The organism is Wolbachia endosymbiont of Pentalonia nigronervosa, from assembly GCF_014534705.1.
Taxonomy (GTDB): domain Bacteria; phylum Pseudomonadota; class Alphaproteobacteria; order Rickettsiales; family Anaplasmataceae; genus Wolbachia.
In genome coordinates, this window is the sequence record NZ_JACVWV010000004.1 from 16,682 (window position 1) to 36,597 (window position 19,916).

General features: G+C 33.6%; 24 protein-coding genes. 13 read left to right on the forward strand and 11 right to left on the reverse strand.

Translation table 11 applies throughout. The features are described from left to right. Nucleotides 1-60: 60 nt before the first annotated feature. From IC220_RS01050 to purE, 6 genes are all read left to right on the forward strand, one after another. Nucleotides 61-1,845 carry a pentapeptide repeat-containing protein gene (locus tag IC220_RS01050; protein ID WP_188152758.1) on the forward strand — a complete coding sequence of 595 codons (1,785 nt, stop codon included), beginning with the start codon at nt 61-63 and terminating at the stop codon, nt 1,843-1,845. An 18-nt stretch (nt 1,846-1,863) separates the two neighbouring features. Further along, complete coding sequence (gmk, locus tag IC220_RS01055) at nt 1,864-2,493, forward strand: guanylate kinase (RefSeq protein ID WP_188152759.1); 630 nt, start codon at nt 1,864-1,866, stop codon at nt 2,491-2,493. A gap of 67 nt (nt 2,494-2,560) precedes the next feature. Continuing rightward, nucleotides 2,561-3,673, forward strand: a complete 1,113-nt coding sequence (locus IC220_RS01060) for an outer membrane protein assembly factor BamB family protein (RefSeq protein WP_188152760.1) — start codon at nt 2,561-2,563, stop codon at nt 3,671-3,673. 5 nt (nt 3,674-3,678) lie between these two features. Continuing rightward, entirely contained in the window at nt 3,679-5,049 is a 1,371-nt protein-coding gene (gene lpdA / locus IC220_RS01065) for a dihydrolipoyl dehydrogenase (RefSeq protein ID WP_188152761.1), read from the forward strand. Beyond that, a complete protein-coding gene (locus IC220_RS01070; protein ID WP_188152762.1) occupies nt 5,046-5,978 on the forward strand; it encodes a tyrosine-type recombinase/integrase in 933 nt (310 codons plus the stop codon). The genes lpdA and IC220_RS01070 overlap by 4 nt, the downstream gene beginning before the upstream one ends. 60 nt (nt 5,979-6,038) lie before the next feature. After that, nucleotides 6,039-6,542, forward strand: a complete 504-nt coding sequence (gene purE / locus IC220_RS01075; protein ID WP_410543319.1) for a 5-(carboxyamino)imidazole ribonucleotide mutase — start codon at nt 6,039-6,041, stop codon at nt 6,540-6,542. A 5-nt stretch (nt 6,543-6,547) separates the two neighbouring features. Here the strand turns inward: purE and IC220_RS01080 are convergent, their stop codons facing one another. Then, on the reverse strand, nt 6,548-7,558 hold the full coding sequence (locus IC220_RS01080) for an LD-carboxypeptidase (protein ID WP_188152764.1): 1,011 nt from the start codon (nt 7,556-7,558) through the stop codon (nt 6,548-6,550). A 116-nt stretch (nt 7,559-7,674) separates the two neighbouring features. On the opposite strand from IC220_RS01080, the gene IC220_RS01085 reads away from it, so the two are divergent. Both IC220_RS01085 and grxD read left to right on the forward strand, forming a co-directional pair. After that, complete coding sequence (locus tag IC220_RS01085; RefSeq protein WP_188152765.1) at nt 7,675-7,896, forward strand: BolA/IbaG family iron-sulfur metabolism protein; 222 nt, start codon at nt 7,675-7,677, stop codon at nt 7,894-7,896. Between the two features lie 9 nt (nt 7,897-7,905). Next, nucleotides 7,906-8,229 (forward strand): Grx4 family monothiol glutaredoxin, encoded by a 324-nt coding sequence (grxD, locus tag IC220_RS01090; protein WP_188152766.1) that lies wholly within the window; start codon nt 7,906-7,908, stop codon nt 8,227-8,229. A 133-nt stretch (nt 8,230-8,362) separates the two neighbouring features. On the opposite strand, the gene ftsY is transcribed toward grxD, so the two are convergent. The 3 genes from ftsY to ykgO all read right to left on the reverse strand — a co-directional run bounded on the left by ftsY (nt 8,363) and on the right by ykgO (nt 9,789). Next, entirely contained in the window at nt 8,363-9,277 is a 915-nt protein-coding gene (ftsY, locus tag IC220_RS01095; RefSeq protein WP_369408743.1) for a signal recognition particle-docking protein FtsY, read from the reverse strand. 64 nt (nt 9,278-9,341) lie between these two features. Beyond that, nucleotides 9,342-9,623 carry an FtsB family cell division protein gene (locus IC220_RS01100; RefSeq protein ID WP_223158724.1) on the reverse strand — a complete coding sequence of 94 codons (282 nt, stop codon included), beginning with the start codon at nt 9,621-9,623 and terminating at the stop codon, nt 9,342-9,344. 37 nt (nt 9,624-9,660) lie between these two features. After that, a complete protein-coding gene (gene ykgO, locus IC220_RS01105) occupies nt 9,661-9,789 on the reverse strand; it encodes a type B 50S ribosomal protein L36 (RefSeq protein ID WP_188152768.1) in 129 nt (42 codons plus the stop codon). Nucleotides 9,790-9,931: 142 nt separating this feature from the next. Between ykgO and IC220_RS01110 the strand changes: the two genes are divergently transcribed. Both IC220_RS01110 and IC220_RS01115 read left to right on the forward strand, forming a co-directional pair. Then, nucleotides 9,932-10,459 (forward strand): c-type cytochrome, encoded by a 528-nt coding sequence (locus IC220_RS01110; protein ID WP_188152769.1) that lies wholly within the window; start codon nt 9,932-9,934, stop codon nt 10,457-10,459. A 1-nt stretch (nt 10,460) separates the two neighbouring features. Continuing rightward, the gene (locus IC220_RS01115) at nt 10,461-11,216 is read left to right on the forward strand and encodes an alpha/beta hydrolase (RefSeq protein ID WP_188152770.1); all 756 of its coding nucleotides are present in this window, start codon (nt 10,461-10,463) and stop codon (nt 11,214-11,216) included. On the opposite strand, the gene IC220_RS01120 is transcribed toward IC220_RS01115, so the two are convergent. Genes IC220_RS01120 through secG form a run of 4 tightly spaced genes read right to left on the reverse strand, consistent with a single transcriptional unit; the run spans nt 11,202 to nt 14,061 of the window. After that, nucleotides 11,202-11,621 carry a nucleoside deaminase gene (locus IC220_RS01120; protein WP_188152791.1) on the reverse strand — a complete coding sequence of 140 codons (420 nt, stop codon included), beginning with the start codon at nt 11,619-11,621 and terminating at the stop codon, nt 11,202-11,204. The genes IC220_RS01115 and IC220_RS01120 overlap by 15 nt on opposite strands. 18 nt (nt 11,622-11,639) lie before the next feature. Next, a complete protein-coding gene (locus tag IC220_RS01125) occupies nt 11,640-12,137 on the reverse strand; it encodes a hypothetical protein (RefSeq protein WP_188152771.1) in 498 nt (165 codons plus the stop codon). A 5-nt stretch (nt 12,138-12,142) separates the two neighbouring features. After that, nucleotides 12,143-13,741, reverse strand: coding sequence for a CTP synthase (locus IC220_RS01130; RefSeq protein WP_188152772.1), 1,599 nt, complete (start codon nt 13,739-13,741; stop codon nt 12,143-12,145). Continuing rightward, the gene (gene secG, locus IC220_RS01135; protein WP_188152773.1) at nt 13,741-14,061 is read right to left on the reverse strand and encodes a preprotein translocase subunit SecG; all 321 of its coding nucleotides are present in this window, start codon (nt 14,059-14,061) and stop codon (nt 13,741-13,743) included. Before secG ends, IC220_RS01130 begins: the two co-directional genes overlap by 1 nt. A 255-nt stretch (nt 14,062-14,316) precedes the next feature. Between secG and radC the strand changes: the two genes are divergently transcribed. After that, nucleotides 14,317-14,994 carry a RadC family protein gene (gene radC / locus IC220_RS01140; RefSeq protein ID WP_188152774.1) on the forward strand — a complete coding sequence of 226 codons (678 nt, stop codon included), beginning with the start codon at nt 14,317-14,319 and terminating at the stop codon, nt 14,992-14,994. Between the two features lie 86 nt (nt 14,995-15,080). Continuing rightward, nucleotides 15,081-15,770, forward strand: a complete 690-nt coding sequence (locus tag IC220_RS01145) for a 16S rRNA (uracil(1498)-N(3))-methyltransferase (protein ID WP_188152775.1) — start codon at nt 15,081-15,083, stop codon at nt 15,768-15,770. Here the strand turns inward: IC220_RS01145 and infC are convergent. The 3 genes from infC to nuoI are packed head-to-tail and all read right to left on the reverse strand — an operon-like array spanning nt 15,740 to nt 18,659. Then, nucleotides 15,740-16,255 carry a translation initiation factor IF-3 gene (infC, locus tag IC220_RS01150; protein ID WP_188152776.1) on the reverse strand — a complete coding sequence of 172 codons (516 nt, stop codon included), beginning with the start codon at nt 16,253-16,255 and terminating at the stop codon, nt 15,740-15,742. The two genes, IC220_RS01145 and infC, sit on opposite strands and share 31 nt — an antisense overlap. 11 nt (nt 16,256-16,266) lie before the next feature. Next, complete coding sequence (gene thrS / locus IC220_RS01155) at nt 16,267-18,168, reverse strand: threonine--tRNA ligase (protein WP_188152777.1); 1,902 nt, start codon at nt 18,166-18,168, stop codon at nt 16,267-16,269. Between the two features lie 8 nt (nt 18,169-18,176). Continuing rightward, on the reverse strand, nt 18,177-18,659 hold the full coding sequence (nuoI, locus tag IC220_RS01160) for an NADH-quinone oxidoreductase subunit NuoI (RefSeq protein ID WP_188152778.1): 483 nt from the start codon (nt 18,657-18,659) through the stop codon (nt 18,177-18,179). 232 nt (nt 18,660-18,891) lie between these two features. Here nuoI and IC220_RS01165 point away from each other — a divergent pair, with 232 nt between their 5' ends. Further along, on the forward strand, nt 18,892-19,905 hold the full coding sequence (locus IC220_RS01165) for a hypothetical protein (RefSeq protein WP_188152779.1): 1,014 nt from the start codon (nt 18,892-18,894) through the stop codon (nt 19,903-19,905). Nucleotides 19,906-19,916: the final 11 nt, after the last annotated feature.

A 19,916-nucleotide genomic window follows, 5' to 3' on the forward strand; every position in this document is an offset into this window, starting at 1 on the left:
TGTTTCGGCGAGGAACCCTTAACGGAATTTACTCATGGTGAGAAAAGCAAGCACATTAGGATGTACTTGCAAAATGTATCGACAGAAAAATCGCCATCGGAAGCTGAGTCTCAAAAAAAGGACAAGAATCCTATAAGTAACTTTTTCAGCACTCTATATAATACAAAAAATACATCTCTCAATAAAAAAGATCTTACTAAATTTCTAGAAGAGTGTCGCAAACAAGGTATACCTGAAGATTTTAATAAAGGTTTTGGATCTAACTTAAATGGCGCTGATTTTAGTCAATTGTACCTAAAAGGCTCTATTTTCTCTGGAGTAAGTTTGATAGGTGCTAACTTCTCTAATACTGACTTGTCTGATGTGTCTTTCATTAATGCAGATCTGCGCGGGGCAAATTTTTCCAATGCTAATTTATCTAACGTTAATATAAAAGATACAGATTTAAGTTTCGCAAAATTTACTTCTACTAGATTGGCAGATGTTACATTTAATAAATCTGATACTTGTTATGCTGAATTCAGAAGCTCTGACTTAAGAAGGGTGAGGATGAACGATGTAGTAGGTATACACGCTGACTTCTCAAATGCAAAAATTACTTTATCTAACTTATCGAATTCAGATATTAGTTATGCAAATTTTAACAACAGTGAAATCTATAATACTGCAATACAAAAAAGCAATCTTGATTATACAAATTTTTTCAGTGTGTACGCACACAGATTAAACATTCAATTTTCCTCACTAAAAAATGTGACCATATATGGTGCAGAAATTAAAGAATCAGATTTTACAGGCAGTAATCTCAATAACGCTTACTTTGATTCTTCCACTATCATTGACAGTAACTTTAGTAGAGTTGAGCTGAGTAATGCAAAAATTTCTTATGTAAGCAGTAATTATTCAAGCTTCTGTGAAGCTATAATGAATAACACTCAGATAAAATATTCTTATGTTTCAAAGGTTAATTTTCAAGATACAGCGTTACTCGGAACCGACCTTAGTTTCAGTGAGTTAAATGGAGTGAATACCTATAACGCCGACATACGTAAGGGAAATTTTTATCACACTAAAATTGCACACTCTGATATGAACAACACGTTCTTTGATCACGCACTGTTTGATTCCACAAAACTAGAGAATATAGACCTTTCTTTATCTTCAATGCATGATGTTAAAATTAAAAACTCTCAGATATATAATAGCACGCTTTCTAAGCATAGAATTAATTTCAGTAGTATAGAAAATTCAACATTTTTTAATTTAATGGCCGATAATGCATATTGGTCTAACTTAAAAGTAACTAACTCGAACTTTATTGAAAGTAACTTCAAGTACTCTTCACTACATAACAATATCTTAAAAAAAACTAGCTTTTTCCTCAACAATTTTGATAACTCTATCATCAGCGATGTATCTTTTCTATCATCAAGTATATACAAAAACTCAGTGGTCAATACTAATCTAATAGGCTGTAAATTCGACAATTCAATTTTTATTGAGAACACAGCACAGAACAAACTTGCAGATTTAAACGATGCTATAACTTCAGTGCAAGAGTTACAAGAGAGGGTATCACAAGGAGGAAAATTTGACGTAAACTATTCCTATTTTAATTTCGATAATATGGATTTAAATAATGTTGATTTTTCTAATTCCATATTGAACGGAACTAAATTCACAAATTCTAACTTAGATAAAGCAAATTTTGAAAAAGCTGATTTGCGTCATGCTATTTTTAACAACTCTTCTCTCATTGGTACCAATTTCTCAGGTGCCAATACACAATATACCAGTTTCTTCAAGTCTGATATTCAGTTAAAGAAGAAGAATAACCATGATTAAATAAATATCCGTTGAAAGATGACTATAAAAAACGAAGGTGTACTATTGATTTTATCATCACCATCTGGTGCTGGAAAAACCACTATATCAGAAACATTACTTAAACAATCAACTAATCTAGTTAGATCTATTTCGATAACTACACGAAAATCTCGCACTAACGAAATAGACGGAAAAGATTATTTTTTCGTTACTGAAGAAAAATTTCATCAATTACGCAAGGCAGGTAAGATGCTTGAATATGCCAAAGTTTTTGGTAATTTCTATGGCATACCGAAAGATTTTATAGAACAAAATCTTAAAAATGGAGTAAGTGTTTTACTAAGCATAGATTGGCAGGGAGCATTTCATTTATTTAAAATTATGCGGGAAAAAGTCGTAAGCATTTTTATACTTCCTCCTTCAATGCAGGAATTAAAGTCACGCTTAGATAAACGTAATAGCGATAGCAATAGCACTATAGAGTACAGATTAACCCAGGCCCAAGAAGAAATGAGCAAATGCGACCAATATGACTATGTGATAATCAATAATACCATTGATGAAAGCGTTGAATATGCAAGTTGTATACTAAAAGCAGAGAGACTCAAAGTGCAAAGAAAAACTAACTTAAAGGAATTTATAAATAATATTAGTCTATATACTTAACCAGAGTGCTTTATATGTTGCGAAAAAATACTTAAAATATATAATAATCATTTTCAGAAAAAGCTTTATGCAGTTAATAATTATTCTCATTATTTTTCTCCTCAGTACTCACTGTACTTTTGCAAAAAATAAATCCGAAGTGAAGCTTAAGTATAGATGTACGTTATTAAGTGACATAAATAAGAAATTCTCACAAGGTCATTTAGCTCCGGCTTTTTACCACCATACAGGTGATATAGTTATTGATAGAAAAGGGGTGATACATTATTATGGAAATTGGAAAAACAAAAAACTAGATCTATCTACTAATCATAAAACAATCAATAGAATGGGTAGAACAGAAATTGATAACATGCATTCCGCCCTTACAATAGACAATGTATTATACATGATTGATGAAAGAGGAGAGGATGAAGGAGTTGAAAATAGAGTCAAATGGAAAAAAGAATTGCAATCTCCAATAAAGGGAAGTCCAGCATGGTTTGAAGATAAGTTAGCAGTTCTCACTATTGATAACCACTTATATGTGTTAGATGTGCAGAGTGGTGATTTAATTTGGTCCTATCACAATGGCATTAGTGAAATGGTAGGGTTGCATTCTGTATCACCTATAACTGCATATGGTATGATAATTACTCCATTTTCAAATGGAGAATTAATCGCTTTTGATGGCAGTGGCAGAAAGTTATGGTCTTACAAATTTTCCACAAATTTATTAAATACACAATTTACAGGCATTACAACGACCCCTGAATTTAGTGATAATATATTAATAGCTACAAATAGCTCCTCTATTGTTGCTCTTAATATTAAGTCAGGCAATCCTATATGGTCAAAGCCCATGCAAGTGAAAAATATGAATGCACATGTTGTAGTTACTGCAAGTAATGAAGTTATAAAGATAAATCCACCTAATGGTGAAGCAATATGGAATACTAAGTTACCGATAAAAAATGGGAAACTAGTATATGGCGGTAGATATGGTAATTACTTTATTGTGAGTGATAAAGGTATGATGTTTTTATTGAATAGAGAATCTGGTGTAATAGAAGAAACAGTTGCTATTCCAGAGGGTGTTTATCATCATATGACATTTCATTCTCCTTCCGATAATTTAAGTGCATACTTTACAACTGAAAAGAAAGGTGTGTATTTTTGTAATGATATTTTGTTTGGGTAAAATATATGTATGATTTAATTGTTATAGGTGGTGGTCCAGGTGGTTATAAGTGTGCGATTACCGCTGCAAAACTAGGTTTAAAAGTTGCTTGTATAGACAAGAACAGTATTTTTGGTGGCACGTGCTTACGGGTCGGTTGCATACCCTCTAAAGCATTGCTGCATTCCTCTCATGAATACGATAAAGTAAAAAATGACTTGTCAAAATTCGGCATAAAAATCAAAGATGCAAATTTTGATTTGCAAGAAATGCTGAACTACAAAGATGCTAGAGTTCAAGAACTAGGAAAGGGTATTGATTATTTATTTAATCTTTACAAAATCACCAAAATCAATGGACTAGGAACTATTACTTCTTTCGAGCAAGATAAATTGGAAGTTTCAGTTAAAGACGAGGTATTCAAAACAAAAAACATAGTAATTGCCACTGGCTCTGATGTTAGTTCTCTACCAGGAATTAACATTGATGAGAAAAATATTATTTCTTCTACTGATGCACTATCATTAACTGAAGTACCTAAAAAGCTTGTAGTCATCGGAGCTGGAGCAATAGGGCTTGAAATGTCTTCTGTATGGAGCCGATTAGGAGCAGAAGTCACCGTAGTAGAGTTTTTAGATAGAATTGCTGTATCAATGGACAGCGAATTGAGTAAGTTTCTGCTTGCAAGTTTACAGAAACAAGGAATAAAATTTTTACTTAACACTAAAGTTGAAGAAGTAAAACAAGGCAGTGTCAAAGTTTGTTCAACAAAAAATAACCAAACAAATTCCATAGAGGCCGATAAAGTTCTGGTGGCAGTAGGACGCAAACCATTTACTGATGACCTAGATATCAATAATAAAATAGCAAAAGATAATCGTGGTTTTATTCAAGTCAATGCAAAATATGAAACAAATGTAAAAGGAATATTTGCAATCGGCGATGTCATCGGTGGAGCAATGCTTGCTCATAAAGCAGAAGAGGAAGGAATAGCTGTTGCAGAAATAATTGCAGGACAACGACCTCATGTTGATTATAATATCATACCATCAGTTATTTATACCCACCCAGCAGTGTCTTCAATTGGAAAGACCGAAGAAGAGTTAAAAAGTGTTGGTCGTAAGTATAAAGTTGGTAAGTGTCAATTTGCTGCCAATGGCAGAGCAAAAATCACCGATACTGCCGAAGGATTTGTGAAAGTGCTAACCTGCAGCACAACAGATACAATACTTGGTGTACATATTATAGGAACATATGCTGACACGTTAATTAATGAAGCAGCAGTAGCAATGGCATATGGTGCAGCAGCAGAGGATATATATAGAATTTGTCACTCTCATCCTGATATCAACGAAGCCTTTCGTGATGCATGTATTGATGCTTTCTTTAAAAAATGATAGCAGATCTCAACTCAATCATTGAAAAATGGCACGAGTGGTTGAAGTTTAGAAGATCTTATTCGCCAAATACTTTAGAATCCTATATGAGAGACTTGAAGGATTTTATGAATTTCTTAAGTATGCACATTGGTGGAGAAGTAAATGTTGGTACTCTGGAAAAATTAAGCGTACCTGAGTTAAGAAGTTGGTTTAGTTCTCGTTATGCAAAAGGCATAGGTGCTAGATCCAACACTAGAGCACTGTCAGTGTTAAGGAATTTTTTTAAGTATATTAATAATAATTTTGACATCGAAAATAAAGCTGTATTTTCTCTATCAAAACCGATTCAGAGAAAAACTCTACCAAAAGCATTAACAACATCTGATATCAAAACTTTATTGGCAGAAATGAAATTATCTGACTTAGGTGAACCATGGGTGATGAAAAGAGACACTGCAATTATTATGCTGCTCTATGGTGCAGGACTAAGAATTAGTGAAGCACTTAACCTAAAGGCTAGTGATATCAATAATGAAGAATTGATCATCACAGGTAAAGGAAGCAAACAAAGGCAGATATTTATCCTTCCTGTAGTAAAAAAATGTATGCAAGAATACGTGAAAGCCTGCCCTTATCTTGGTATTAACAATCAAACAGAATATCTTTTTTTAGGCGTAAGAGGAAAAAAACTAGGAAGGACTTACGTTGCTAACCGCTTACAAAAAATAAGAAGGATTTTTAATCTGCCAGAAACCTTATCTCCACATGCATTTCGTCATAGTTTTGCTACTCACTTACTGCAGGAAAATGTTGATATTAGATCAATACAGCAATTGCTTGGCCATGCAAGTCTAGAAACTACAGAGATTTATACTCACTTAAACTACAATGATGTTTTTGATATGTATAAAAATTTTCAACAAAGTTTAGAAGGAAAATTAAAATAGACCCCTTGCAAAACTTGATTTCTGATGGCAATCTTAGTTAGTGAGTAAATAATGTTATCGATGCAAGAAACAAAAAAAGACGTTGCAGTAATTATGGGTAGTGAATCGGATTATAGTACTATGATCCATGCTACTGGTATACTGGAAACATTAGAAATCACGCATGATATTCTTATAATATCTGCACATAGAACACCAGAAAGACTTTTTACTTTTGCTCAATCTGCTCAAGGAAAAGGTTTTAAAGTTATAATAGCCGGTGCAGGTGGTGCAGCGCACTTACCTGGAATGGTCGCATCTTTAACTTATCTACCTGTTATAGGTGTTCCCATACATAGTAAACAGCTAAATGGCATAGATAGCTTACTCTCTATAGTTCAAATGCCAAAGGGTGTTCCAGTTGCAACAATGTCTATAGGAGAAAGTGGAGCATACAATGCCGCTATTACTGCAGCATCTATCTTATCAATTTCTGACAGTAAAATTGCCGATAGATTAAAGAAATGGCGAGAAACCCAAACTGAAAAAGTAAAGGAAAAACCTGCTCAAATTTTTCCTGAATAGGCTTCTCATTTGGCAAGAGGTATATTCAGTTTAGGGAGAACAGTTAACATTCTGTACATCCATAAAAAATAAACCTTTTTTTTTTCGTCTTGAATGTTAATAACAGCAGAAGTATTGAAAGGTAAGGGATCATTTACGAATCCATGACCTACTCCATGCATTGTGAACACTGGAAAGTTAACGCTTTGTGCAAATCGCTTTTTGACAACTGCTACTAAATCATCATCACCTGAATTAATAAAATCACCAAAAATTACTGCACATACTCCATCAAAAATATTGGCTTGTTTTAAGTGATCTAAACTACGCTCCATTGCATATGGAGAAACCCCTATGTCTTCTAAAAATAAAATCTTATCTTTTGCATTTATTTGCCAAGTAGTGCCTACGCCGTTTTCAATCAAAGTCATATTGCCACCTATGATTGTCGATTTTATATTACCATTGCCATGGTTTAATTCATTAATTATCTTTAAATTATCAAATCTAATAGAATCTTGCTTACCAAGAATTAATGCTTGTAATTTATCAACAGAATCTTGAGAAACTAGGGCATTTACTATCATCTCCAGCATGGTACCATGAAGAGTTTGCCAATCATATTTAATTTGCAGATAGATATGTAAAGGAGTGATATCACTGTAGCCTATCAGAATCTTCTTGTTTTTATTCTGAGCAATTTTTTCTTTTTGCTCATCAGGTAATCTTTCCAGGTAAGGAATTAATCGAGAGGCCCCCTTCCCTCCTTTTATACACCAAATTATTTTACTATTATCTGTCAATGCGTTAATCAAATCATTTGTCCTAAATTCATCAGAATTAGAATAAAATGGGTTGTCATTGCTATATATTTTTTCAGCAATATGAGCATCCAGGTCAAGAGTTTTCACATACTCTCTAATGCGAGTTAGATTCGACTCCATTCCTTTACAAGAAGGAGCAATAATATCAACTCTATCTATTGCGTAAACACCAACACATAAAAAACATATCAAATAAATGACTGCAAGGCGCATAAAACTTTACCCCAAAGCATGCAGTATACAATTTTTTAATACAAATCATAAGATAGTATTGAAAATTCAATTGCATCTTACTACTTTAGATTTATAATATAGTAAACAGACATTTTATGGCTATCGCAACTCATGAATTAGAGGAGATCATTAAGCAAGCGTTTCCTGATGCAGAAGTGAAAATTTTTGACCTTGCTGGAGATAATGATCACTATTACTTGAAAATAACCTCCAGGAGTTTTCTTGGGAAAACAAAAATAGAACAACATAGAATGGTACATAAAGCTTTGGAAGGTCACTCTATACATGCTTTGCAGCTAGAAACTAATACTTATTGAGGTAAATTTATGAGTGATTTTGAACAAATAAAAAAAGATATCGCAGGAAATGATGTGGTGCTTTACATGAAAGGTACCTATGATTTTCCTCAGTGCGGGTTCTCTGGAGTTGTAGTATCAATTCTCAAAAAGCTAAATGTAAAGTTTAAGGATATTAATGTACTAGAAAATAATGAAATACGTGAATCCATAAAAAAATTTTCTGATTGGCCAACAATTCCACAGCTATACATTAAGCAAGATTTTATTGGTGGTTGTGACATCATTAAAGAAATGTACGAAAAAGGTGAACTTCAAGCTTTATTGAAAGAACAAGGGATTGTTAACTCGTAAATACAGATATATATAGATCTTATACTAACCTTAAAGCAAGGGCTCTACTATAGGGTTTTTATTTAACTTTGTGTTGTTATTATAGTGAATTACATTGGTTACCCACACTTAAGCAGACACCTTCTTAATTTCTTTAATTACAATGAAACAATGCTTCTGCAAATTCCTTTCCTGTAAATTCCCTTAGGTCCTCTATATTTTCACCAATGCCTATAGCATACAATTTTACATTGTATTCCTGGGCTAACCCTACTACTACTCCACCTTTAGCAGTTCCATCTAACTTAGTTATGATCAGCCCTGTAACGTTGACCATCTTACTAAATGCTTCCAATTGGCTATGAGCATTTTGTCCCGTGGTTGCATCAAGAACTAAAATAACATCATGAGGAGCAGTGTCGTCTAATTTCTTTATGACTCTGTGTATTTTTGACAACTCCTCCATCAGATTCACGTTGTTTTGCAATCTGCCTGCTGTATCAATTAGCACAACGTCTATATTATCTTTTATTGCTTGGCTTACAGCTTTATATGCTATACTTGCTGAATCAGCACCATGCCCACCAGTAACAATAGAACACCCAGAACGTTCAGCCCAAATATTCAATTGCTCACTTGCTGCAGCTCTAAACGTATCGCACGCAACAAGCATAACAGATTTTTTCATCTCTTTGTATTTATATGCAAGTTTACCAACAGTTGTAGTTTTACCATTGCCATTTACTCCACATACCATTATTACATGTGTTTTTTTACCCAAAATTAGCGGCTGCACACTTGGATTTAATATAGCTTCTATTTCATCTATTAATTGATGTTTGATGATATCATACTCAACTTCATTTTCAAACTTCATACTAGCAAGTTTATTAATAATCAATTTAGAAGTTTTGTGACCAATATCCATACTGATCAATAATTCTTCTACTTCGTCTAAAAGAGGCTGATCTATTTTCTTTTTAGTAGAAAAAATATTTTTTATTTCATTACTGAAGCGAGAAGAAGTTTTTAACAAACCTTCATAAAGATTATTAAATAAACTCAAGATAGTACCTCTTCTTTAACGATAAACTTAATTACAATATAAAAAGTTCTCACTGTAAAGTAAACTGTTATTCTCTATCAATAATAACCATGAGCTCATTTGGATTCGCGTAACCTAAATTCTTTGCTTGCTCATCAAGCAAATCCAAATCTAAGCTCTTTTCATATAAACCAAGTATTTTATTGCTCAACTTGCTTCTCTCATAAACTATCCCTTCTAGCAGAGATTTATTGTATTCTATGTCTTTTTTCAAATTTATTAATGTTAACAGGCCACGCTTGCCTGTAATCGCACTAACGCTAAAATATAACGTAAGAACAAAAATAAATAAGACTATACTTAAGTGCAATAACCTCTTCTTTCTTGCTAGTATAAGCATCAAAAAATTAAGAGCCTTGACGTGCCTTACACCTTGGCTTTACTTTATTTATAACGTAAATCTTACCATGCCTTTTGACAACTTTACAGTTCTTATCTCTGTTACGGCAAGACTTCAGTGATCCCTTTACTTTCATATTTATGATAGATAACTAAGTTAGTTTATATTGTACTTATTTATCCGTAGTAGTCAATCCTGAAATTAGAATCTTTGGGGTAATAATTTGCTGTTTACAAAAATATCCGCATAATAATAGTATCGTTTGATACAAATTAACTATGGAACTTAATAAAATTGCAGCTTCGATTTTATTGTCTGCATTGATCATTATGATAGTCAGTAATGTGGTTGATATGCTATATAGTCCTGAAGAGCATAAGATTGAACATCAAGCTATAGTAACTACTGACACTACTGAACCCCAACAAAAAGTTGAACAAGTAGCATTAAATATTGGAGAATTAATGCAAAATGCTAATTTTGACAAGGGTAAATCGGTAGCCAAAAAATGCATAGCTTGTCATAGCTTTGAAAAAGGTGGATCCAATAAAGTAGGACCAAACCTATGGAACGTAGTTGGAAACAAAAAAGCACATCTTGGTAGTTCATTTAATTATTCAAAAGCAGTGCTGGAAAAAGGTGGCCATTGGGGATATGAAGAGCTGTTTGCCTTTTTAAAGAATCCAAAAGCTTATATAAAAGGCACACGTATGGCATTTGCAGGCATTTCTAAGTCGCAGGAAATTGCAGACCTTATCAGTTATTTGCGCACAATGAGCGATAATCCTGTTGCCCTGCCGAAATAATATGGATTACCGCAAATTGTATGATAGTGATAACAACTACATAGCATATCAAAAATTGTCAGGAGAAAGAGCTTCTGTAGTTTTTTTTGGTGGATTCGCATCTAACATGAATGGTACTAAAGCAACTGCTATTTATCAATATTGCAAAAGAAACAATATAGCTCTTATATTATTTGACTATTTTGGCCATGGTTATTCAAGTGGCAACTTTATTGATTATACGATAAGCGACTGGTGTAGAAATTGCATCAGTGTAATCAATGAATTAACAAGCGGTAAGCAAATAATTATAGGTTCAAGCATGGGTGGATGGTTGATGCTGCTCACTGCCCTGCAATTATCAAATAAAATTTCTGCATTGATTGGTATATCTTCTGCACCCGATTTTACTGAGGATTTAATATTCCAACAATTCTCTAGTGAACAAAAAAAGGAATTAGATGCCAAGGGGATAATAGATTTCACTTCAGGAGAATGTACGTACAAAATAACTAAAAATTTGATCGCAGATGGCAAAAAAAATCTGCTTCTTAATAAAGAAATTATCAATATAAACTGTCCTGTGCGTTTACTACATAGCACTAACGACAAAGATGTTCCCTATCAGACTTCACTAAAGTTAGCTGAAAAAATTAAAGCAACTGATGTTGAAGTGCACTTAATCAAATCAGCAGAGCACAATATGTCTGACAGTCGTTCACTAGAAATTTTATTTAAAACCATCGAAGAATTTTTACCAACATCACATATTTCTTAAGTTATTAAAAAAATCTTTTAACAAGAAAGAACATTCTTGCTCTAATATTCCACCATAAACTTCTGGTACATGATTGCAGAATTGAAATATTCTCGCACCATTTTCAACACCTCCACCTTTGGGATTATATGCTCCAAAATACAGTCTTCTAATTCTTGCAAAAGAAATAGCTTGAGCACACATAGGACATGGCTCAAGTGTCACATACATATCAGCATCACAAAGTTTTGGTATTGTGAGTAATTCACATGCTTTTCTTATTGCCAACACTTCTGCATGTGCTGTTGGGTCATTAAGCATATTATATGCGTGAGAAATAACACTGCCTGAATTCACTATAACAGCTCCTATTGGCACCTCACCATTTTTTTGAGCAATTTCTGCTTGCTCTATAGCCAGCTTCATGTAGTGACAATCAAACATTCACCTAGTGTTATTTTTGTTTCTACTAGGCAGCACTCTTAGGTTATAGGGATAATTTCCTATTCTACCATTCTCCCTTTTCCGATTATGTTGACTTTTACCGTTTTTCATTCTCCTATTATTAGATGTACAATTTGGATTTTTACCATTACTCACTACTGAGTTATGGAGTGCACTATTTGGCCTAATATTATTCTCTACTATATTTAATTCTTCTTCTACACATTTAGGATCTACAAAATCTTTATCCTTATCCATACTAAATATCGTGATAGCAGTATAACCATTAATCATATATAATAGTTCTTGTGCATATTCAGGATCTACAAGTGCTTGGTGACCTTCCTTATCAAGTGCCATGCCAATATCACTATCCCTCGTTGCATATGTATGATCTTCACACACTTGATCATTCACTCGATCATTTTCAATGGTACATTGTTCTTTTTGTGCACCTGATCTATAACTTCCTAAGTACTCTAGTAAAAAATCCAACACACTTATTATTTCTTATCTATTGCCGCTTGGATAAATGACACAAAAAGAGGGTGAGGAGAAAATGGCCTTGACTGAAACTCTGGATGAAATTGTACACCCACAAACCATGGATGATCTTTTAACTCAACTGCTTCTATATATACTCCATCTTCTGACATACCACTACAGGTCATCCCATTTTCCTCTAATTTATTTTTATAATCCACATTGACAATGTATCTATGCCTGTGCCTTTCTGAAATAATGGCTTTTTTATATGCATTTGCAATTTTAGAGCCCAAATTTATGTTGCATGTATACTCTCCAAGTCTCATAGTTCCACCAAGATCAATATTTGTATTATTAATTAGCTTAATTACAGGGTTTTCACAAGCCACAAACTCTTCAGAGTGCACATCCTCAAGCTTAATCACATTACGAGCAAACTCAATGATTGCAAGCTGCATACCAAGGCATATCCCAAAAAATGGAATATTGTTTATACGTGCATAACTTATCGCTAAAATTTTACCTTCTATTCCATGGTCGCCAAAACCTCCAGGTACAAGAATTGCATGGGAATTTTTTAATTGTTCTTCTGCAGACTTCTCATTTAATACTCTAGAATTAATCCAATTTATATTGATCTCTACCTTATTACTAATTGCCCCATGGTACAATGCTTCCAATAGTGATTTGTATGCATCTGCACATTCTGTATATTTTCCTACTATGGATATAGTAATTTTCTGTGTTGGATTTTGAATGATGTTTATTACTTCTTGCCATGGAGTTAAACACGGTTTCGGTTGATCTAACCCAAAATGCTCTAAAATTTGCGCATCAAGCCCATGTTGACTATATAATATCGGCAACTCATATATATGACTCACATCAAGAGCTGGAATGACATTAGACAAAGGAACATTGCAAAGATTAGCTATCTTTTCCTTTTGGCTGTGAGATATCTTCCTTTCACTACGACATAATATAATATCTGGCTGTATGCCTGCAAAGTTTAACTCACGAACTGAGTGTTGCGTAGGTTTTGTCTTTAACTCCTGTGCTACAGCAAGATATGGCACTAAAGTCAAGTGTATCAAGATCACTCTTTGTTTTCCTAATTGATAACTGATCTGACGTATCGCCTCTAAAAAAGGCTGACTTTCGATATCACCTACTGTTCCTCCTATTTCACATATCAAAAAGTCCAAATCTTCCGTACCATTAACAATAAAAGATTTAATTAAATCTGTTACATGAGGAATAATCTGTACAGTTTTACCAAGATAATCACCATGTCTTTCTTTTTTTAGTAACTCGTGATACACCTTACCTGTTGTTATATTGTCGTATTTTGTAGTTTTAATCCCTGTAAAGCGCTCATAGTGACCCAAATCTAAATCAGTTTCAGCGCCATCACTTGTGACAAATACTTCTCCATGTTGAGCAGGATTCATCGTTCCTGGATCAATATTTAAATAAGGATCAAGTTTTCTAATATGTATTTTGAAGCCATAGGCTTGCAATAGCGCACCAATGCTTGAGGATACCAAACCTTTACCAAGTGATGAAACAACTCCACCAGTGACAAAAATAAATTTAGTAGCGGTCTTTTCTTTCATTAATTTTCAAATGGAACAGAAGTTGCTTCGCTTTCTTGTTTCTTTTCTAGTTCAATTTTTCTTGCAATCGATTCCTTATGCATATCTTTTGAATATATCCCTGTTAATAGCAGTGTATTTATTATAAATAACCCAGCAACTATACCTGTAATTTTACTAAGTGGGTTTGCAGAAGATTTTATTGGCACAATAGAATTAAACCCTTGTTGTGAACTACTAAAACCACTTAATGAACTACTACCAGGTGGCTGTAAAAGCACTAGAGTCACCAAAATAACAACCAATGTTATTTGAAATATACTTAATATCATTACGGACATTGTAGATAGCACTCATAAATAAAAATTTTAGAGGTATAAGATGCTTAAGTCAAGCTCTTACACTAGACCTCTTTTAAACTCAATTCTGATGGCAATTTTGTTGTCGAAGCTGAGCTATGCTCCTCAACTGCAGTGCTCGCTTGCACTTATCCTCTTACCATAAATCAAGTTTCAAAAGAGATCTACTTAACTAAATATTTTACTTAAAATTTTATTTTATTATTATATAAGAATATACAATAGATGATTTAATTAATGACTGAAGATTATACAAAAGGACACAGAAGGCGCTTAAGAGGAAAAATTATCTTGGATAGCGGACAGTCTCTCCTTGATTATGAGGTTTTAGAGTGTATTCTGTATTCCGCATATAGTAGAGTTGATGTAAAGCCTATTGCAAAGAAATTAATGAATTACTTTGGCAGTTTAAACAAAGTTTTTAATGCTGAACTGGAAGTATTACGTAGCATAGATGGAGTAAATGATGCAGCAATCTCTGCTATCTTTTGTGTAAAGCAAGCTTTTGTTCGTTCTGCAAGAGAAGAAATGAAGGATTTACCTATAATAAATAACTGGGGAAAATTGCTTGATTACTTAAGGGTCAGCATAGGAAACATCAACAAGGAAAATTTTCGTGTAATCTATATGAACAAAAGGTATCGCCTAATAGCAGAAGATATACAAAATGTGGGCACAATAGATCAGACCCCTCTTTATGTCAGAGAAATCATCAAACGTGCACTTGTAATTGGCTCAACATCCATTGTAATATCGCATAATCACCCCAGTGGAGATGCACAACCTTCCAATAGTGACATAACTTTGACTAGACAATTAGCAGAAGCCTGTCAAAGCACGGACATAGAGTTAATAGATCATATTATTATTACATTTAATAATCACTTTAGCTTTAAGGAAAATAAATTGCTATAGTTAAAAATAAGTTTTCCAGGTTACTATAGTTTGAAAATGTTACAGCTATATGCATATTTATTTAACTTAAGATAAGAATATATTAGATGAAAAGAGTTAGACTTTATGTTAAAGAAACTTTATTGCAAGACATCAGCTTAGTACTAAATCTGCAACAAAGCCACTATATCCAAAATGTTATGCGGCTTAAGAACCACGACGATATTTTTCTTTTTAATGGAAAAGATGGGGAGTGGTTAGGCGAAATTATTGACGTATCATGTAAGTCAGTAAAAATTAAAATCAAGAATTGTATTGAGAAGCAGCAATATGAAGAAAATTTATACTTGTATTGTGCTATTGTAAAAAGCACTGCTTTAAATAACATAATAAGGCAAGCAACAGAAATGGGAGTGACTTGCATTCAATTTATCTTAACAAAACACACAGTAATAAGGGACGTTAACCTTGAAAGAGCAAAATTACAAGCAATTGAAGCAGCAGAACAATGTGGAAGGATGGATATACCAGAGGTTTTATCTCCAATTAATTTTTGTGACTTACCAGATTCTCAGGATAAAAATTTTATTTTGTGTGATAAGACCGGTAAAATGAGACAGGAACCCAATAAGAATATTGCTCTTATTACTGGTCCTGAAGGCGGCTTCTCAGACGATGAGCTTGACTTTGCCAACAAATTTTGCCAAAAGCTAAGCCTGGGAAAAAGAATTCTCAGAGTTGATACTGCAGTTGTTGCTGCACTCTCTTACTTAGAAGCTAGCACTAAAAAGTATTGATTCCCTTCCCTTTTAGGAGCTAATTCTATCTTTGTAATATCTTCAACATCTTTAATAAGTCGTTCTAACTTTTCTAATCCAACTTCAGTATGCGTAAGTTCTCTACCTCTGAATCTCATTGTTACCTTCACTTTATGCCCATGTGTAAGAAAGTCTCTTATCTGACGTAATTTCGTCCCATAGTCGTGATCACCAATATTTGGACCTATCTTAACTTCTTTGGTAGTCAATGTTTTTTGTTTCTTTTTTGCTTCGCTAGCTTTCTTTTTTGCATCATATTTTTGTTTACTATAGTCTAGTATTTTACATACTGGAGGAGTTGAATCAGATGCAACTTCAACTAAATCTAAACCTACATCCTGTGCAGATTTCAAAGCCTGTGCTATCGGCACCACGCCTACCATTTCACCATTATGATCAACTAAACGTACTGTTTTAGCCGTGATAAACTCATTAATTCTGTTTTTATTTTTCTTTACTTGCAAATTTTACTCCTTTAATGTGAACCAATATCATTTATTAGTAATTCAGTAGCTTCTTTAAAAGGGAAAGACTCCTGTTTTTCTGACCCTAAGCGTCTAACGGACACAGTTCTACTTGTAACTTCATTTTTACCTATAATCCATAATATAGGCACCTTGTGTAAACTATGCAAGCGTATCTTATAATTAATTTTTTCATTACTTAAATCAGCTTTAACTCTTACACCATGTTTTTTTAGAACTTTGCTTATTTCTAGAGCATATTTATCAGCTTCATTAGTGATGGTAAGAATAGCAAGTTGTGTAGGAGCAAGCCAAAGCGGAAATTTCCCCGCATAATGTTCTATGAGAATGCCAATAAAACGTTCAAAAGTTCCGAGAATTGCTCTGTGTAACATAACAGCGCGATGCTTTTGTCCGTCTGCTCCTACATAATAAGCTCCCAACCTTTCTGGAAGTATAAAATCAACCTGGATCGTACCACATTGCCAGCTTCTTCCTATAGCATCCTTTAAAACAAACTCTAACTTGGGACCATAAAATGCACCCTCACCTGGGTTAAATTCATAATTCAATCCAGCAGCTTTCACAGCTTCAAGTAGTGCTTTTTCTGCTTCATCCCATATTTCATCTGTTCCTGCTCTCGTATCAGGACGATCCGAAAACTTCACAGAGATTTCATTGAATCCGAGTTCTGTATACACTTCTTTTAAAAGATCACAAAACTTCAGAGTTTCAGAAGTTATTTGCTCTTCAGTGCAAAAAATGTGAGCATCATCTTGAGTGAATCCACGCACACGCATTAACCCATGCAGTGAACCAGAACTTTCATTCCTGTGACATGTACCAAATTCTGCCATACGTATTGGTAAATCGCGATAGCTTCTAGTATGAGAATTAAAGATCTGTACATGACAAGGGCAGTTCATCGGTTTTATTGCCAATTTTTTACTTTCATCTTCATCAATAACAAACATATCTTCGCGAAACTTATCCCAATGTCCTGATTTTTCCCATAACTCTTTACTTACTAAAATGGGAGTTTTCACTTCAACATAGCCATTGTCTATCAATTTTTTTCTTATGTAAGATTCAAGAACATTATATAAAATATATCCTTGTTCATGCCAAAAAATTTGCCCAACTGCTTCTTCTTGAATATGAAACAAACCCATATCTTTAGCAATCTTACGATGATCGCGCTTTTCTGCTTCCTCTAAACGCTTTAGATAATCATTTAACTCATCCTTATTTCTCCATGCAGTACCATATATTCTCTGCAACATAGGTCCTTTTGAATCACCACGCCAGTATGCACCCGCTACTTTCATAAGCTTAAATGCTTTGACTCTACCTGTTGATGGTGAATGTGGACCGCGACACAAATCAATGAAATCACCTTGCCTATAGATAGTAAGATTTTCACTTTCCGGTATTGAAGAAATGATTTCTACTTTGTACTTTTCACCTATACTGTTAAAAAAATCAATCGCCCGCTCACGACTCCAAACCTCTCGAATAAATTTATGATTACTTTTTATGATTTCTTTCATCTTTTTTTCTATTGCAACCAGATCATCCATAGTGAAAGCTCGATCTGTAGCAAAATCATAGTAAAAACCATCCTGAATCGTTGGCCCAATGGTAACTTGAGCCTCTGGGAATAGCTCTTTTACCGCCTGCGCCATAATATGAGCGGAATCATGTCGGATAATATCTAATCCAAGATTGTCACTTATTCGTATTAATTCTACTTCAGCATCACATTCAATCTTACGCGATAGATCATATAATTCACCATTAACCCTTAATGCAATTGCTTCCTTTAGAAAGTCTGGCTGCAGTATGTCAAAACCAGTCACCTTATTACTATATTTTTCAGTCCTTTTTTCAGCTAAAAAAGTAATTTTAACCATAGATTTTATTAATAATAGGGCCTATTTTTTTTTAGTCTCAATGTGATCGCATCCTCCCAAATATCACCATTACGCAAAAGCTTTTCTTTATTGTATATTAATTCCTCTCTTGTTTCTGTAGCAAATTCAAAATTAGGACCTTCTACAATTGCATCAACAGGACATGCTTCTTGGCAAAATCCACAATATATACACTTCATCATGTCAATATCATAACGTGTAGTGCGACGACTACCATCCTCTCTTTCTTCTGCTTCTATAACAATTGCCTGAGCGGGACAAATAACTTCACATAGTTTGCATGCGATACACCGTTCTTCACCGCTCGAATATCTGCGTAGTACATGTTCACCACGAAACCTAGTACTTAAAGCACCCTTTTCCATGGGATATTTTAAAGTGACTTTAGGTTTAAACATGTACTTCAATGTAATAGCAAAGCCTCTAATTAATTCTACAAAAAACCAATAGCAAGCTAATTTCTTAAACATAAAAATTCATAACCCATGATAACAAGTGTAAGCAATATAATAAGCTTTTAAAAGAGTTTTTTCTTGATGTTGTAATTGCTACCAAACAAAAAGTGAAGAAATTATAAAGTGCATACGAGAAATAAAATGGCAACAAATTCTTGAGAAGTGTCATAAGTTTTGAAGAAATTTATTGACAAATTAATAAAAAAATGCAATATACTTGAGTAATTAATATATTTTTAAACTAATTATGCCAGCAATAGTAGATACACCACAAGAACCGTCAAAATTAAAAACAACTCTGTTAGCTCCTGTAAGGTGGTTAGTTATAGGTGTACTTGCAGTGCTCTTTATAATATTTGCTCTTTTTGCTTTAGCATTTTTCTTCATTACAAAAGCATTGGTTAAGCTGTACCATCTTGCCGGAGGCAGGTTGCCAGAAGAACTTGAGGAAAGAACTGCAGCATTTCAAGCGGTAATAAACACTCCACAAACAACTCACAATACTGATGTAAATAATGCAGTTAATCTTAATGTTCAAGCGTTAAGGAACAACTATGGGGAACCTGACATTGAAGATGAATTTATAAAGAAAATAGAAGATTTTATTAATGAATCAAAGTATAAAGAAAATGAAGAGCAAGATCCAACAAAATATAAATTTACAGAATATGAGGCGCAATATGCACTTAAGTGTTTGCAGCGTATACAAATTAGCACTGAGACACATAGTATCTGTGGGTTAAAACTGAAGCAAATTTTAAACTTAGTCTGGAAGGCTTGTAATGATAAAAGTAAAGAAAGTGCTGAACCCAATATAGATATTAATAAACGCATAATACAGAGAAAATATCAGTTGGTTAACCACCTAATAGACGCAGAAACAGAATACGGAGGTGCATTGCATGCTTGTTTTACTGGTACTTTCAATCACATTGTATCTTCTCTTTATATATTTGAAGAGTTTCCTTTCAAAGAGAAAATGGATAAAAATGATATGAAGTTGAAATTTGAAGATGACCTAAAAAAGAAAGGAGAAGAACTATTCAATCAACTTCCTAATGATAAAACAAAAATGGCAGCTGCTAAGGATTTAGAAGATCTAACAAAACCTCCTTCTACAAATTTCTTTTTAAACTATATAGAATCATTTCAAAAACATCCTGCACGTGAAGTTTTAGGTAATCAAGAATGTAACGGACTAATAAAAACATATCTTGCTAATCTTCAGTATACTGAAGCAGTAGCACAGTATACTAGGTGATAATAGATCTC